Genomic DNA, 16485 nt, shown 5'->3' on the forward strand with positions numbered 1-16485 from the left:
CCTAATATTGTTGTAATAACTAATATTCTGTTTTTTTGTCATTGCGTTCCCACATACGGAAAGCCTCAATGGCTTCTGTTCAGAGCAGTCGCATCATTGTCTTGTTGCGTTTCTCTATGGGCAGTGCAATCTCCTGATATATAAAGTCGTCGTCGAAGCCAATTTTGGCAGCGTCCTTGCGGTCGTTGGCATAATATATATGGTCAAGATGAGCCCAGTATATTGCACCGAGACACATCGGACACGGTTCGCATGATGTGTAAATGTCGCATCCGCTTAGGTCGAATGTACTAAGGTGGCGTGTGGCTTTGCGTATGCAGTTCACCTCGGCATGTGCTGTAGGGTCGTTGTCTATAGTAACACTGTTGGATGCTTCTGCGATAATCTCGTCGCCTTTAGCTATTACAGCGCCAAACGGACCGCCTCCGTTGCGCACGCTCTCTTCGGATAGACGAATGGCGCGACGCATTAGTTCGATTTGTTTATTCTCCATAATCTTTTGTTGTTAGAGTTTTTAATGTGTAGTATGTTTTATGTTTTATGTTTTATATCTTCAATAGTTGTATGTAGGTGCTTATAGCATCTTCTATCTCGCTTATCCTTATATATTCGTTAGCCGAGTGCGAGCGTGCCGAGTCACCTGGTCCAAGTTTTAGCGACTGCCATGGCATCAGAGCTTGGTCGCTAAGTGTAGGCGACCCAAATGGTTGCTTTCCCATATCTATAAGTCGCTTTACCAAAGGATGCTCTAAGTCTATTGACGACGAGTGTAGTCTGAACGATCTTGCCTTACACTCGCACTGAGTATGGTTGTTTATAAACTCAAACACTTCCTCGTTGGAGTACATCTCATTGGTACGTACATCCACTACAATATTGCATACATCGGGTACAACATTGTGTTGGGTTCCAGCATTTATTACCGTTGCGTTCATCACTGTAGCGCCAAGATGCGGGCTAATGCGCTTGAACCGATAGTCGCGAATCCATACCAAGTCGTCCAATGCTTTATAAATGGCGTTTATGCCTTCGCCTCTTGCTGCATGTCCGCTTTTACCATGAGCCTTAAGGTCAATTACCATAAGTCCCTTTTCAGCCACGGCTGGTTGCATACCAGTAGGCTCTCCCACAATAGCCACATCTATATGTGGTAGCATAGGTATTGCCCTACTTATGCCGTCTTTGCCCGATACCTCTTCCTCTGCCGATGCCAAGTAAACGAGGTTGTATCCAGCACATCCATATTCGTTAAGGTAGCAGAATGCTTGCAGTAGCGAAACAAGTCCGCCACCGCAGTCGTTAGAGCCGAGTCCGTATAATATGTCTCCCTCAAGCTCAGGCTTAAATGGTTCTCTTGTCCACGACGCTACTGGCCTTACCGTGTCTATATGTGCATTGAGCAGAAGTGTAGGCTTGTTGTTGTCGTATTGCTTGCCTATGGTCCACACATTATTTGCTTCGCGATGGGTTTCAAGTCCAAGTCGTAGCATCTCTTTCTGCATAATGTCTGCTGCAACCTTCTCGTCGCGGCTCACTGATGGAGTAGCTATTAATTGGCTTAGCAGCCTTACGGCGTCTTCGGTGTATTGTTTTATCTGCATTAGCTTATTGTTGTTTTGTATGCGATTGCATATGTCGCAATTCATATATCATTCTGCAAATTTACTATAAATAATCGAGTATTCGTTTATATCGAGAGGTTTTTGTAACTTTGCAGTTGTTTAATACTATAACTATAAAACCTTTAAGATTGTAAACAAATAGATAGCTATGAAGATAAAATTGATATTAGTAGCTTTAAACTTACTATTTGCTTTCGCATCATGTTCCGACCGTCGCACGGTTATAGGAGTGTCGCAGTGCAGTAACGATACTTGGCGACAGAAGGTAAATCGTGAGATAAAGATTGGGCAGTACAAATATAAGAATGTAGACGTTAGCTTTTGTTCTGCCGACAACAATGCCAAGCGACAAGTACAGCAGATAGACAGTTTGGTCGAAAGTAATGTCGACCTTCTTATTGTTGCCCCGAGCGACGCCAGTACAGTAGCGCCGGCGGTTGAACGTGCATATAAGAAAGGTATTCCCGTTATTCTCTTCGACCGCAAGATCGATTCTGACAGTTATACCGCATATGTTGGAGCCGATAATGTAGAGATAGGTCGTGTAATGGCACGCTTTATTGCCGATAAGCTTCACGGTAAGGGTAGGGTGTTGGAGATAGCTGGTCTTGAGGGCTCTACGCCAGTTGAGGAACGTCATAAAGGATTTGTCGAGGTAATGAAACGTTATCCCAATATCGTTACAACCACAGTCAATGGCGATTGGAATGTTGACGGTGCCCGCAAGATTATGTCTCGCTGTCTTGCCAACGATCCTAATATCAATTGTGTTTTTGGTCATAACGATGCCGAGGCTCTTGGAGCATGGGAGGCAGCCAAGGCTGTTGGTAAGGAGCATGACATAATGTTTGTTGGTATTGATGGTTTGCCAGGAGAGCGACAGGGTATTGACCTTGTTAAGAAAGGCTGTTTTGCAGCTTCTTACATATATCCTACACATGGCGAGATGCTGGTGCCCCTTGCTATGCGCATATTAGAGAAGCAGTCGGTTCCTCGTATGAATTACCTTCATTCAAGTCTTGTTACCGTCGAGAATGCCGACATTGTAGAGATGCAAAACAACGAGATTGCCAGTCAAGCCAGCAGTCTCGACGCCATTTATGCCAATATCGACAACTATATGAAGATGTATCGCAGCCAGAAAATCATCAGTTGGCTTGCCTATCTCGTCGTGTTGTTGCTCATTATTCTTGCTGCCTATAATTATTATGTATATAAGACAAAGGCAAAGGTTGGACGCCGCTTGCGCCAGATAGCCGATGAGAAAGTGGCTTTCTTTACCAAGGCAAGTCATCAGTTGCGCACACCTCTTACCCTTGTAGCCGGCCCTCTTCAGCACCTTATATCACAAGGCCACTTCGATGAAAAGCAGCAACAAATGCTCGATATCATACAACGCAACGTTGCCGAACTTGAGCATCTTACTGCCAATGTACTTAATTTTCAGACTCGTGTTGAGGCTGTGGCCGACAATACAGGCCAGATTCAGCAATCTACAATATCAGACGAGACCGTGTCTAAGCTTGTTTTGCAAGACAGCCGACGCAATATAGTTACCAAGAACAATTCTGATGAGGAGCTTGACACCATACTTATTGTCGACGACAATGCCGATATACGCTCATATCTTAGGTCTTTGCTCTCTGCATACTACTATGTTATCGACGCGTCAGACGGACGCAACGGACTTAGATTGGCGCGCGAGAGTGTGCCCGACCTTATCGTTAGCGATGTTATGATGCCTATAATGAACGGTCTGGAGTTTTGTTCTAAGATTAAGGCCGACGACGTTACGTGTCATATTCCGGTTATCCTACTCACTGCACGCAGCAACGAGTCGCAACGTATCGAAGGCTACGAACATGGTGCCGATGCCTATATCACCAAGCCGTTCAATATCGATTTGCTTATGACACGTATTGAAAGTATGCTTGCCAACCGTCGCAAGATAAAGCTTGCCCAGTCAGATAACAGCCAAGAGACAGTTGAGACTGTCGATATCAGCAGTACCGACAATATGTTTATAAGTCGTTTTCGCGAAGTCGCCATGCAGCATCTTGGCGATGTCAATCTCAAGATGGACGATCTTTGCAACGAGTTGCGCCTTTCGCGTGTGCAGGTTTACCGCAAGATAAAGGCTTTAACGGGCAATTCGCCCAGTAATATTATACGCGAGATGCGCCTTAATCGTGGTCATTACTTATTGTGTCATACTGACCGTCCTATCTCCGAGATAGCCTATGAGGTTGGCTTTGCTGTGCCAAGTTATTTTACCACATGTTTCAAAAAACAATATGGAATCAACCCCACTGAACTGCGTGGCGAATGATTCGGATGCAGTACAGTTTCTTCATAAAAAGTCATTTTTTAGCAAAAGGGCTGTGGAAGACAGCCCTTTTACACTAACGGAAAGGACTAACACACAAAATCTCGTTACATGAACGATATGTTTTATCCCATGAACGAAATTTTCAATTGTTAGTCCTTTCATCGTCTTAATTTTGCAACCAGAATTACGACAATAATTAAAAACTTAAACCATTTTCACATGAACAGTTTACAAAGAATGCTCATGAGCTTGGCCCTTACACCGGCTGTTGCCATCGTGAGTGCTCAAGAAGTGAATGTAAGCGGAGTTGTCACCGACGCCACTGGCGAAACGATTATCGGTGCCTCGGTCGTAGAGAAAGGCACGACCAACGGTACGGTTACCGATATTGATGGTAAGTTTACTATCAAGGTAAAGAAGGGTGCACAGCTCGAGTTTTCGTACATCGGTTATAACAATGTAACTCTGGAAGCCAAACCTACAATGAATGTAGTGCTTAGCGAGAATGCAAAGCTTGTTGAGGAGGTTGTAGTTACTGGATACACCACCCAGCGTAAGGCCGATCTTACTGGTGCTGTGTCGGTTGTTAGTGTAACCGACCTACAGAAACAGAACGAGAATAACCCAATGAAGGCTCTTCAAGGCCGTGTTCCTGGTATGAATATCTCGGCTGATGGTTCGCCTTCAGGTTCTGCTACAGTTCGTATTCGTGGTATCGGAACTCTTAACAACAACGATCCTCTCTACATTATCGATGGTGTTCCTACCAAGGCTGGTATGCACGAGCTCAACGGCAACGACATCGAGTCTATCCAGATTCTTAAGGATGCAGCCTCGGCATCTATCTATGGTTCGCGTGCTGCCAATGGTGTTATCATCATCACCACAAAGAAGGGTAAGGACGGTAAGCTCAAGGTAGACCTTGATGCTTCTGTTGCAGCCTCAATGTACAGCCATAAGATGGAGGTGCTCAACGCTAAGGAGTTTGGTCAGGTTATGTGGCAGGGATATGTCAACGACGGTATGGATCCTAACACCAACGGCTTGGGCTATCACTACGATTGGGGGTATAACAATCTTGGACAGCCTATTCTCAACGGTATTTCAATGAAGAAGTATCTTGATGATGCAGGTACAACACCTGCAGCCGATACCGATTGGTACGACCAGACAACACGCACTGGTGTTATACAGAACTATAACGTTAGTGTAAGTAATGGTTCGCAGAAAGGTTCGTCTTATTTCTCGCTTGGCTATTACAAGAACATGGGTATCATAAAGACATCCGACTTCGAGCGTTTCTCAGCCCGCTTCAATACCGAATACAAGCTTATCAACGACAAGCTTACTATTGGCGAGCACTTCACCCTTAACCGCACATCAGAGGTTTCAGCTCCTGGCGGATTCCTTCAGAATGTGTTGCAGTTTAACCCGTCATTGCCAGTTTATACAACCGACGGTAGCTATGCCGGACCAGTAGGTGGCTATCCTGACCGTTACAATCCAGTGGCTGTGCTCGAGCGCAATAAGGACAACCGCTATACATATTGGCGTACCTTCGGAGATGCGTATGTAAACCTTAATCAATTTAAGGGATTCAACCTTCGCTCTACCTTCGGTCTTGATTATTCGCAGAAGGAACAGCGCATATTTACCTATCCCGTAACCGAAGGCAATGTTGCCAATAAGATTAATGCTGTTGAGGCAAAGCAGGAACATTGGACCAAGTGGATGTGGAATGCTGTGGCTACATACAATGCCGAGTTTGGCAAGAATCGTCTCGACGCTATGATTGGTATGGAGCTCAACCGCCAGGACGATATCAGTTTCTCTGGACGTAAGGAAGACTACATTATCCTTAACCCCGACTATATGTGGCCTGATGCGGGTACTGGCACAGCCCAGGCTTACGGCTCTGGTTCGGGCTATTCGCTTGTATCGTTCTTCGGCAAACTCAACTACAACTACGCCGACCGTTATATGGCTTCGTTGACAATGCGTCGTGATGGTTCATCACGTTTTGGTAAGGACAATCGCTTTGCTACATTCCCTTCAGTATCTGCTGGATGGCGTATCAACAACGAGAAATTCTTGCAAGACGTACGTTGGATTGATGACATCAAGTTGCGTGCATCATGGGGTCAGACTGGTAACCAAGAAATTTCAAACCTCGCTCGCTATACGGTTTATGTAAGTAATTACGGCGTAAACGAGAATGGTGGACAGAGCTACGGTACATCATATGATATAGCCGGAACCAACGGTGGACAGACTCTGCCTTCAGGTTTCAAGCGTAATCAGCTCGGCAACAACGGTATCAAGTGGGAGACAACAACTCAGACCAACATCGGTCTCGACTACTCTTTCTTCCGCAATTCGCTATATGGTACCTTTGATTGGTATTTCAAGAATACCAAGGATATTCTTGTAGAAATGATTGGTATCGCTGCTATGGGCGAGGGCTCTACACAGTGGATTAATGCCGGTGAGATGGAGAACAAGGGCTTTGAGTTTAACATTGGCTATCGCAAGACTACTAAGTGGGGTTTGCGTTACGATGTAAATGCCAATATTGGTACCTATCGCAACAAGATTACAAAGCTTCCGGCTACCATAGCAGCTAAGGGCACATTCGGTGGAAATGGTGTTAAGAGCGTAATAGGTCATGCTATGGGTTCGCAAGTAGGCTATGTAGCCGACGGTATATTCAAGTCGCAGGAAGAGATTGACAACCATGCCACTCAGGAGGGAGCTGCTCTCGGACGCATTCGTTGGAAGGATCTTAATAACGATGGCAAGATAACAGAGGCCGACCAGCAGTGGATTTACGATCCGACACCCGACTTCACCTACGGTTTCAACATCTATCTCGAATATAAGAACTTCGACTTCACTGCATTCTTCCAGGGTGTTCAGGGTGTCGATATCATTTCTGACCTCAAGAAGGAAACTGATATTTGGGCAGGCTTGAACATTGGTTACCTCAACAAGGGACGTCGTTTGCTCGACGCATGGAGCCCAACCAATCCTGACAGCAATATTCCGGCTGTTACTCTCTCAGACAATAACAACGAGAAGCGTGTTTCGTCTTACTGGGTTGAGAATGGTTCTTACCTCAAGCTTCGCACTATACAGCTTGGCTATAATGTGCCAAAGAGCTTTGCTCAGAAGCTGGCTATGGAGCGCCTACGTTTCTACCTCAGTGCACAGAACCTCTTTACTATAAAGAGCAGCAGCTTCACTGGTGTTGACCCTGAGAACCCTAACTACGGTTATCCTATTCCTTTGAACATTACCTTCGGACTGAACGTAAGCTTTTAGAAAGTGAAGAGTGAAGAACGAAGAGTGAAGAGTGAAGAACGAAAAATCCAATAGTTAAGGGAAAAGAGAAAAGTAAAGAAGTAAAAAACTTAAAAAGACATTACAATAATGAAAACTAATATATTCAGCCGTATAGCCCTCGCCACCTTCATTACGGCAGGTGCATTGTCATTGGGCAGTTGCGACGACTTTCTCGACAATCAGAAACCTCAAGGTACTTTGGACGAGACACAGGTTAAGGACCCAAGTCGCATCGACAACTTGGTTATCTCGGCTTATGCTGTCTTTATGTCGGCCGAGGATGTAAACTCGTCATTCTCTATGTGGAACTTTGATGTTCGCTCGGACGATGCTTACAAGGGCGGCAACGGTACATCCGACGGCGATGTGTTCCATCAGCTTGAGATATCTCAGGGTATCTTGACAACCAACTGGAATATAAGCGACATGTGGGAACGTCTGTACAACTGTATCTCGCGTGTAAATACAGCATTGGCGCAGCTCGACAAGCTTGACGCTGCAGCCTATCCTCTAAAGGACGAGCGTGTGGCCGAGATGAAGTTCCTGCGTGCTTACGGCCACTTCCTCTTGAAACGTCTGTACAAGAACATCCCGTTTGTTACAAACCCCAATCTCACTGTCGAGGACTATAACAATCTGTCTAACACACAGTATACCAACGATGAGGGTTGGCAGCTTATCATCAACGACCTTGAGGATGCCTATAAGGTTTTGCCAGTTAAGCAGACTGAGGTTGGTCGCCCATCTAAGGCCGCAGCCGCCGCATTCCTTACAAAGGCATACCTTTACAAGGCTTACCATCAGGACAATGCTCAGAGCAACGAGGTTACAAGCATCTCTGCCGACGACCTTAAGAAGGTTGTAGAGTATAGCGACCCCAGCATCTACCAGGCAGGAGGCTTCGATCTTGAGGCCGACTTCCACAACAACTTCCGTCCAGAGGCTCAGTACGAGAATGGTGTAGAAAGTATCTGGGCTATACAGTATTCTATGAACGACGGTACAAAACTTGGTAATCTCAACTGGAGTTACGGACTTATAGTGCCTAACATAGCTGGTGTTACCGATGGTGGTTGCGACTTCTACAAGCCGTCGCAAAATATGGTAAACGCATTCCGCACCAAACCCGACGGTCTGCCTTACCTTGACAACTTCAACGACAAGGACTACGACAAGTCTACCGACTATGCCGATCCACGTCTCTTCCTTACTGTTGGCATTCCCGGACTACCCTACGAGTTCAACAAGAAATATATGATGGACGAGACCGACACATGGAGCCGCTCGCACGGACTATATGGCTACTATGTTACATTGAAGCAGAATGTAGACCCCGATTGTGGCTACCTAATCAAGGGCTCATGGTGGGGTACTTCTGAGAACCGCATAGTATTCCGCTATGCCGATGTTCTTCTCGAGCGTGCCGAGGCTCTTGTTCAGCTCAACAAGATCAACGAGGCCATCGCTCTTGTAAACCAGCTGCGCACACGTGCTAAGCATAGCCTTGGTGTAATATCAAACTACGAGACCGACTATGGCGTACGTATGAATATCTCTACATATAAGGGCACTTACAATAAGGAAGAGGCCCTCAAGATAGTTAAGATGGAACGCCGTTTGGAGATGGGTATGGAGTGCGAACGTTTTTTCGACCTTGTTCGTTGGGGCGAGGCTGCCGAGGTGCTTAACAAGTATTACGCCGAGGAGGCAGGCGACTGCTCTATCTATAAGGATGCTAAGTTCACTAAAAACCGCAACGAGTATTTGCCAATACCGTTCAGTCAGATCTCGGCATCAAACGGCCACTATACTCAGAACATTGGTAACTGGTAAAAAAGAAAATCAATATGAAAAAGATAACAAGCAAGTTTGCACATTATTTATATATGGTGCTGGCTGTAGCTGCGGTGGCTTTTGCCACCACAGCCTGCAGCGACGACAATACGTCGGACCTACAACTTACAGGCAACTGTACTGTAAAGGTATTGGCTCTCGACCAGTATGAGGGCTCGGTAGACATGGCTTCGCGCACCGTTACTGTGCGTGTGCCCGAGACATATGATACTAATGAAATGAGCGTTTCTAAGCTCGAACTGAGCGATGGAGCCACTACCGACATTGCAGTAGGCGATAAGCTCAACATGTCGGTTGCACATTCTATGCGCGTAAGCAACGGTGATGTGTTTCTCGATTGGACTATCAAGGCCATGCGCGACGAGGCTAAGATTCTCTCGTTCAAGCTTAATGGCACTTATGTAGGCACAATCGACGAAGCTGCAAAGACTATTAGCGTGTTTGTTCCAGGCGGTGTCGACGTTACTCAACTTGTGCCTAACATCACAGTAAGCGAGAATGCCACAGTTACTCCACAAAGCGACATGCCGGTAGATTTTACCAATCCGGTACAGTTCACCGTAGAGAACAACACAGCCAAGGCCACTTATACCGTAACCGTAAAGTCTATTGACAAGCCTGTAATGGTATTTGTAGGCATAGCCAAGGATATGAGTGGCTTGAACGCTGAGGAGGCAGATGCTTGCAACTGGATGGTAAAAAACGTTCCAAACTCGCTATACGTATCGTTCGACGATATTCAGAATGGTTCGGTTGATCTATCTGAGTGCAAGGTTATCTGGTGGCACTATCACAAGGATGGCGGTGTCGACGGCAAGGCTGCATTCGAGAAAGCTGCTCCTGAGGCAATAAACGCTGCCGCCAAACTGCGCGACTTCTACAATGCAGGCGGTGCTTTCCTCCTTACACGTTACGCTACAAACCTTCCGGCATTTATAGGTGCTGTAAAGAACGAGGGTTGTCCTAACAACTGTTGGGGTGGCAAAGAGGATAGCCCAGAGATAACAGGCGGTCCTTGGAACTTCTTGATGAACGGCAACAACAGCCATGCTATCTACCAGAATCTTGTAGCTGGCGACGATGCAAACGGTGTTTATACATGCGACACTGGCTATGGCATAACCAACTCTACTGCACAGTGGCACATCGGAGCCGACTGGGGTGGATATGTAAGCAAGGAGATTTGGGAAAACGAAACTGGTGGCAAGGCATTAGGCTTTGGTGGCGACGGTGCTATAGTTGTATGGGAATTCCCTGCAAAAGAAGGCAAGGGCGGCATCATTTGTATTGGCTCTGGTTGCTACGACTGGCATACAACGGTTGATGCCTCAAGCGACCGCTACCACAAGAATGTTGAGACAATGACAATGAACGCCATCAATTATCTTATGAATAAGTAATAAATACTGAAAACAATGAAATCAATGATATATTCAATTCTTATGGCAGCAGCGACTATTATGCCGCTTGCCGCCTGCAGCGACGACAATAACACGCCCGAACAGCGCGACTGGTCTACTACCACTCTATTTGCATCGTCTGATGTTGCGGCTCAGGACATCTACTATAAGCCGCAGAGTGGCTATGTAGGCGACCCTATGCCGTTCTACGACCCAGTTGCCAAGGACTTCAAAATTCTGTATCTTCAGGATTATCGTCCTAATCCAGTAGGCACTTATCATCCTATATGGGTTGTAAGCACTACTGATGCCGCATCTTATACATCGCTTGGCGAGATTATTCCTTGCGGTGGTATCAACGAGCAAGATGCCGCTCTTGGTACTGGTTCTACAATATACAACGAGGCAGACAAGCTCTACTACACCTTCTTCACCGGACATAAGTATCAGCTTAATGCAGGCGACAGCCGCGAGATGGTTATGATGGCTACCAGTCCAGACTTTAAGAACTGGACCAAGAGCCGTACCTTCTATCTTAAGGGAGCCGACTATGGATACGAGATGCACGACTTCCGCGATCCGTTTGTGTTCCGTGGCGACGACAATCTATATCATATGCTGGTGTCTTGCAAGAAGAGTGGCAAGGGTGTTTTGGCTGAATGGACTTCTGCCGACCTTAAGACTTGGGAGCATAAGGGCGTATTTATGCAGTGCATGTGGGACCGCTTCTATGAGTGTCCTAACCTGTTTAAGATGGGCGATTGGTGGTACCTTGTATACAGCGAAATTCACGAAGCTGTGCGCCGTGTGCAGTATTTCAAGGGTCGTACACTCGACGAACTTAAGGCTTGCACACAGAATGATGCCGGTCTTTGGCCCGATTCGCACGAGGGATTTCTTGATGGACGTGGCTTGTATGCTGCCAAGACTGCATCAGATGGCACAAATAGATACATCTGGGGATGGTGCGCCACACGCTCGGGCAAGGATAATACCAAGGCTTTGGAGTGGGCTGGCAACCTTGTTGCACACAAGCTTATTCAGCACGAAGACGGTACTCTTACCTTGGGTGAGGTTCCTGGAATAGCTGCCAAGTTTGACAATGCTGCTGCACCAACCATAGCTGCCAAGAGCGAGAATAATGCAAACGACAAGGTGGAAGGCGACGCTTCAAACCTTAAGCTTACTGGCAATGCCTGGGCTTTGTTCCCACGTCTGGGCTATCAGAACCGTATCGAGTTCACTGTTAAGACAGCTGGCAAGCGCGACAAGTTTGGTATCTCGCTTGTTCGTGGCACTGATGCCGACGTGTTCTACTCGCTTGTCGTTAACGATGAGGGCGAAGAAACTCGCAAGATAAACTTTGAGCAGCAAGGCACAGCAGGTATAGGCTTCCTTGCCAATGGCGATAGCTACGTATTCCAGCGCCCTGCCGACAACACCTATCACATCGTTATCACTACCGACAACAGCATTTGTACCATGTACATCAACGATGTATGCTGCTACACCAACCGCATATACGGCATACAGCGCAACTGCTGGAGCATCAACTCGTATAGTGGAAGCGTTGAGGTTACTGGCCTGACAGTTGCAAGCAAGTAAACATTATTTCATACTTAAATACTATTGGTGTCCTCTCGTTCGGCTTTGCCGAATGGGGGGATTTTTTTGTGCTTTTCGGTGTCAAAGACGTCTTAAAGTCAAGATATAATATTAAATGGCAAAGTAATATAATTAAAATGGCAAAGTAATATAATTAAAATGGCAAAGTAATATAATATACTTTTGGAAGCGCTATTTATACAATAGCACATACTGTAGGAGGTACGGTCTCCGAACCGTACCACGCAAACAGATAGATCGTTCTTAATACCATATAGCCACTTGCGTGAGTATGTGTCTTAACGGATGTTACATGGACATTTTCTTACTTCAACGCAGTTTATAATTACACTAAATCATGTTACATTGTCAATTTTATGCAATACCATGAAACATTTGTTATATGTTTTAGACTGTTTCTCGTTGTAATTTTGCGTCTGAAATTTACCGAGATCCTTAACAAATTTATTTTAAATAATAACTTAAAACTTATATTACAATGAAAAAGTTTACTTTAGTATCATTGGCAATGATGGCTTCAGCATCTTGCTTTGCACAGACAACTTTGTGGAATGGTGAGGATAAAAACTCTGGTTTATGGGATAGATGCAACCCTACGACTGTAGACAATCCTTTAAAGGAAGACGTAAATACTTCGGATAAGTGCGCCAAGTTTACTATCACTGGTAATGATTGGGAACATGGTGATATTGTTCTCGACCTTAAGAGTCTTTTTGGCGAAAGCGGACTTGATATGACAAAGAGCAAACGCTTGTCTATTATGGTTAAGAAGTCGCATGCAAGTAATGTTAAGATTGAGTTGTCTGCTGGTGCAAACACATATACAAAACGCATAGCATCATGGTGTGATGGTGGCGACAAGTGGCAGAAACTTGTATTTGACTTCACTACAAACTGCAACTTTGAAGGCAAGGGTAATCCTACAGAATTGGCTATTTATCCAGGTATTGAGGATGGCCAAGAGCCTTCACAGGAGATATATGTAGACAATATCGTTCTTGAGGATATTCCTACTGTCAATGGTGGATCGATTTGGGATGTTGCTGAAGGTTCACTCACTGGTAAACTCGAACTTACTGGTGGCTATTTCAAGACAGAATGCTCTAATGTAGACAATGGTTGGGAGAAAATTTACATTGACGATTTTACCGAACTTAACAAGAAACTCTCTGCTGATGTTACATCTATAGATATGCGCAAGGCTTCAACCTTAAATGTCGACATCAACCAGTTCTTCTTTAAGAATCCTAATACTATCGTATATGCTGATGCAGCCTATGATCATGCCAACGTTGTAGTTAATGGTACTGCTAAAAAACTTTTGCTTACTGATGCTAACGCTTTCAATGCTCCTTATGACTTCACAGCAGAATCAGTTAAGCTTAAACGCAGTTTGCAGAAGAATGGTATAAACTGTTTTGTGCTTCCATTCGAAGTCTCAGCCAACGAACTTGGTGCAAGCAAGGTTGCTACTTATAAGAGTTGTGATCTTGGCAATGTTGCCAACTTCAAGACCGCTGAAAGCGTAGTTGCCAATACTCCGTTCCTTACAACAGATGCTAAGGAGGCTTCAGAGCTTACCTTTACTAATAAGAGTATTGTAGCAACACCAGAAAATCTTGGCACTGACTTCGTAGGTGTTTACACACGTACCAAAGCAGAAGGCAAGTATGGCATTGATGAAAAAGGCAACCTTCATAAGGGTGGAGCAGATGCTTATGTAAATCCTTTCCACGCTTATCTCAACGTTGAAGGCGTTGCCAGTGTAGCTTTCGATGGTTCGGTTACAGCTATCAACAACATTGCAGCTGACAAGGTAGCCGATACAGCCGTTTACGATCTTAGTGGTCGTCGTGTTAATGGCAAGTTGCAGAAGGGCTTGTACATTATGAATGGCAAGAAGGTTGTTGTTAAGTAAGGCGCGCACACAGAGATAATCAACGATTTATAAAATCTAAAAAAGAATAAGTAGATATGAAGAATAAATATATTGCCCCTAATATTACTGTTGTAGATTTAGAGATTGAGTCGCAGATACTTGCTGCATCGCAGGTGCCAGTTGTGTTCGATAATAGTGAAGAAGATTATATAGGCGACTTCAAGTCTTCAAACCACATCTTTGTTTTTGATGACGAAGAGTTGGAACAAGATTAAAAAAAAGTATATACCCTTCAATTTCACCTAGTTTGTTTTCCCCCTTGCTTGGCAATGTCAAGCAAGGGGGAAGTTTTTTTATGATATAGTAGGAGGTACGGTCGTGTAAAAAAGTGTATCTACAAAGAAACGTTCATTGTACGCGGTGCTTCCACGTGCAATGAACGTTTCTTTTATACGAGTGTATGTTCGTATGTTATATGTTTATTCTTGCTTCATTTTCTCGTTGATGGCATCAATCAGCTTGATGGCATCAACGTATTGGGCGATACCCTCGGCCACTTGTTTGGCATCGCGCATGGCAAGCACAACGGTAGAAGGACGGTTAACAACGTCGCCACCTGCAAATACACCCTTGCGTGTAGTCATGCCATATGGTGTTTCGCGAGTGATGACATAGCCACGATCGTCTACTTCGATTCCGGTTGTTGTAGATACAATACGGCTGGCAGGCTTAGAACCCAGAGCCAAAAGCACATAGTCGGCCTTCTCAACACGGCGCTCACCATCCTTGGTCTCGATAACTACCTCAGTCATATTGCCGTTCTCATCGCTGTGAATCTCTACAATGTTCGACTCCCAATTGAAGTTTACGCCTTCCTTAACAGCATCGTCATACTCGGAACGAAGAGCTGGCATATCGTCGATAGTACGGCGGTAAACAATATCCACACGCTCGGCACCCATACGTACAGCAGTACGTGCGGCGTCCATAGCTGTATTGCCACATCCTATAACAAAGCAACGGTCGCCCTTTCCAACAACAACTTCGCTGCGATCAAGGTTGCCTTCATTGTAAAGACTTACACGACGCAAGAACCATATAGCCTGACGTACACCGTTGATATCGCCGCCAGGTATATCAAGCTTCTGCGGATTGCCGGTACCAGTACCCATAAATATAGCATCGAAGCCTTGATCAAAGAGGTCGTCTACAGTATAGTCTTTGCCGATGGTGGTATTGCAATGTATGATAACTCCCAGTTCCTCCATCTTCTTGATTTCGCGACGTACAATCTCCTTAGGTAGACGATATTCAGGAATGCCGAACATAAGAACGCCACCTGGTTCTGGTTCCATCTCGAATATCTCGACATTGAATCCCTTGCGAGAGAGGTCGCCAGCGATAGTAAGTCCAGCAGGACCCGAACCAATTACAGCTACCTTGCCGCGTGTTTTGGGTAGGAGATTCTCGCGTATAAGTCCCATATTGCCGTCAAAATCGGCAAGGAAACGCTCAAGTTTGCCTACGTGTATGCCTTGACCTTTCTTGCCAAGTACGCAATGTCCCTCGCACTGCTTCTCGTGAGGACAAACGCGTCCGCATACAGCAGGAAGATTACTCTTCTCGTTGATGATGTGCATGGCGTTGCCAAAGTTGCCCATCGAAAGTTCGTGTATCCAGTCGGGTATATCATGGCTTATAGGACATCCCTTCTTGCACTGTGGCACTTTGCAATGAAGGCAGCGTTTAGCTTCCTCAATGGCCTCGTGCATGGTGTAACCCTCGTTAACTTCTTGAAACAGATTCTTGTTATTTTCCATTTGTTTTGCTTTTAGTTTTTAATAGCCGTCAGCCATAATAGCCGTATGGCTCACTAATGTTATATTAATTTGTTATTTCCACTTTGCAAAATTATATATTTATTTTCTAATAGACCTCCTTTTTTGTTGCTTTTACATTGATATATGGGCTATAAGCACAAATGAGTATGTAGATTTGTACGAATTTGTAAAGGGCGGTAGACCTGTGTTTCTTTAGTTTGTTGCTCCTTTGCTTGTAGTTCCCACAGAACTCACGGAATACACAGAAGCCTACGGGCTTATTTTTCTCGAATCCACAGAGCGTATAGACGCTACGCGTCATACGACAGAAGGCACAGAAATGATAGCTTGAGATATATACCCTTCATTTCTGTGGATTCCTGCCTCGCGAAGCGTAGGCCATTCTGTGGATTCCAATAGCTTAACCCCGTAGGCTTCTGTGTATTCCGTGAGTTCTGTGGGAACTAAATCTATATTCTGGTAACCATCAAAAAAGGCTGCAATGGTGTGAACCAAAGCAGCCTTCGTATTTTTAATGTTTTACTTGTTTTCTACTTAAAGTTGATGAACCTCAACGCGTTCGACTTCCGCTCCGTTCATTCGGCGGGGGTGC

10 protein-coding genes are annotated in these 16485 nt (G+C 45.2%); 7 read left to right on the plus strand and 3 right to left on the minus strand.

What is annotated here, in order from left to right; all coding sequences use genetic code 11:
- Positions 1-79: 79 nt before the first annotated feature.
- Both C9991_RS05100 and C9991_RS05105 read right to left on the minus strand, forming a co-directional pair.
- Positions 80-493 (minus strand): nucleoside deaminase, encoded by a 414-nt coding sequence (locus C9991_RS05100; protein WP_106811485.1) that lies wholly within the window; start codon positions 491-493, stop codon positions 80-82.
- Positions 494-545: 52 nt separating this feature from the next.
- Positions 546-1601: a M20 family metallo-hydrolase gene (locus tag C9991_RS05105; protein WP_106811758.1), complete on the minus strand. Its 1056-nt coding sequence runs from the start codon at positions 1599-1601 to the stop codon at positions 546-548.
- Positions 1602-1770: 169 nt separating this feature from the next.
- Here C9991_RS05105 and C9991_RS05110 point away from each other — a divergent pair, with 169 nt between their 5' ends.
- From C9991_RS05110 to C9991_RS05140, 7 genes are all read left to right on the plus strand, one after another.
- Positions 1771-3951 (plus strand): hybrid sensor histidine kinase/response regulator transcription factor, encoded by a 2181-nt coding sequence (locus C9991_RS05110; protein ID WP_106811486.1) that lies wholly within the window; start codon positions 1771-1773, stop codon positions 3949-3951.
- A gap of 219 nt (positions 3952-4170) precedes the next feature.
- On the plus strand, positions 4171-7272 hold the full coding sequence (locus tag C9991_RS05115) for a SusC/RagA family TonB-linked outer membrane protein (RefSeq protein WP_106811487.1): 3102 nt from the start codon (positions 4171-4173) through the stop codon (positions 7270-7272).
- A 108-nt stretch (positions 7273-7380) separates the two neighbouring features.
- Positions 7381-9126, plus strand: a complete 1746-nt coding sequence (locus C9991_RS05120) for a RagB/SusD family nutrient uptake outer membrane protein (RefSeq protein ID WP_106811488.1) — start codon at positions 7381-7383, stop codon at positions 9124-9126.
- Between the two features lie 14 nt (positions 9127-9140).
- Positions 9141-10547 carry a DUF4960 domain-containing protein gene (locus tag C9991_RS05125; protein ID WP_106811489.1) on the plus strand — a complete coding sequence of 469 codons (1407 nt, stop codon included), beginning with the start codon at positions 9141-9143 and terminating at the stop codon, positions 10545-10547.
- 15 nt (positions 10548-10562) lie between these two features.
- Entirely contained in the window at positions 10563-12152 is a 1590-nt protein-coding gene (locus C9991_RS05130; RefSeq protein WP_106811490.1) for a glycoside hydrolase family 32 protein, read from the plus strand.
- 499 nt (positions 12153-12651) lie between these two features.
- Positions 12652-14091 carry a hypothetical protein gene (locus C9991_RS05135; protein ID WP_157949367.1) on the plus strand — a complete coding sequence of 480 codons (1440 nt, stop codon included), beginning with the start codon at positions 12652-12654 and terminating at the stop codon, positions 14089-14091.
- A 56-nt stretch (positions 14092-14147) separates the two neighbouring features.
- Positions 14148-14327 (plus strand): hypothetical protein, encoded by a 180-nt coding sequence (locus tag C9991_RS05140; protein ID WP_106811492.1) that lies wholly within the window; start codon positions 14148-14150, stop codon positions 14325-14327.
- Positions 14328-14531: 204 nt separating this feature from the next.
- Here the strand turns inward: C9991_RS05140 and C9991_RS05145 are convergent, their stop codons facing one another.
- A complete protein-coding gene (locus tag C9991_RS05145; RefSeq protein ID WP_106811493.1) occupies positions 14532-15872 on the minus strand; it encodes an NAD(P)-dependent oxidoreductase in 1341 nt (446 codons plus the stop codon).
- Positions 15873-16485 lie beyond the last annotated feature (613 nt).

Origin of the sequence: Prevotella merdae (genome assembly GCF_900290275.1) — a bacterium.
In the GTDB taxonomy this organism is placed as follows: Bacteria; Bacteroidota; Bacteroidia; order Bacteroidales; family Bacteroidaceae; genus Prevotella; species Prevotella merdae.

Excerpts from the sequence above, each read along its gene's own strand:
- C9991_RS05105 (WP_106811758.1), bottom strand. The coding sequence starts at position 1,601 with ATGCAGATAAAACAATACACCGAAGACGCCGTAAGGCTGCTAAGCCAA.
- C9991_RS05115 (WP_106811487.1), top strand. The coding sequence starts at position 4,171 with ATGAACAGTTTACAAAGAATGCTCATGAGCTTGGCCCTTACACCGGCT.
- C9991_RS05130 (WP_106811490.1), top strand. The coding sequence starts at position 10,563 with ATGAAATCAATGATATATTCAATTCTTATGGCAGCAGCGACTATTATG.
- C9991_RS05100 (WP_106811485.1), bottom strand. The coding sequence starts at position 493 with ATGGAGAATAAACAAATCGAACTAATGCGTCGCGCCATTCGTCTATCC.
- C9991_RS05135 (WP_157949367.1), top strand. The coding sequence starts at position 12,652 with ATGAAAAAGTTTACTTTAGTATCATTGGCAATGATGGCTTCAGCATCT.
- C9991_RS05110 (WP_106811486.1), top strand. The coding sequence starts at position 1,771 with ATGAAGATAAAATTGATATTAGTAGCTTTAAACTTACTATTTGCTTTC.
- C9991_RS05140 (WP_106811492.1), top strand. The coding sequence starts at position 14,148 with ATGAAGAATAAATATATTGCCCCTAATATTACTGTTGTAGATTTAGAG.
- C9991_RS05120 (WP_106811488.1), top strand. The coding sequence starts at position 7,381 with ATGAAAACTAATATATTCAGCCGTATAGCCCTCGCCACCTTCATTACG.
- C9991_RS05145 (WP_106811493.1), bottom strand. The coding sequence starts at position 15,872 with ATGGAAAATAACAAGAATCTGTTTCAAGAAGTTAACGAGGGTTACACC.
- C9991_RS05125 (WP_106811489.1), top strand. The coding sequence starts at position 9,141 with ATGAAAAAGATAACAAGCAAGTTTGCACATTATTTATATATGGTGCTG.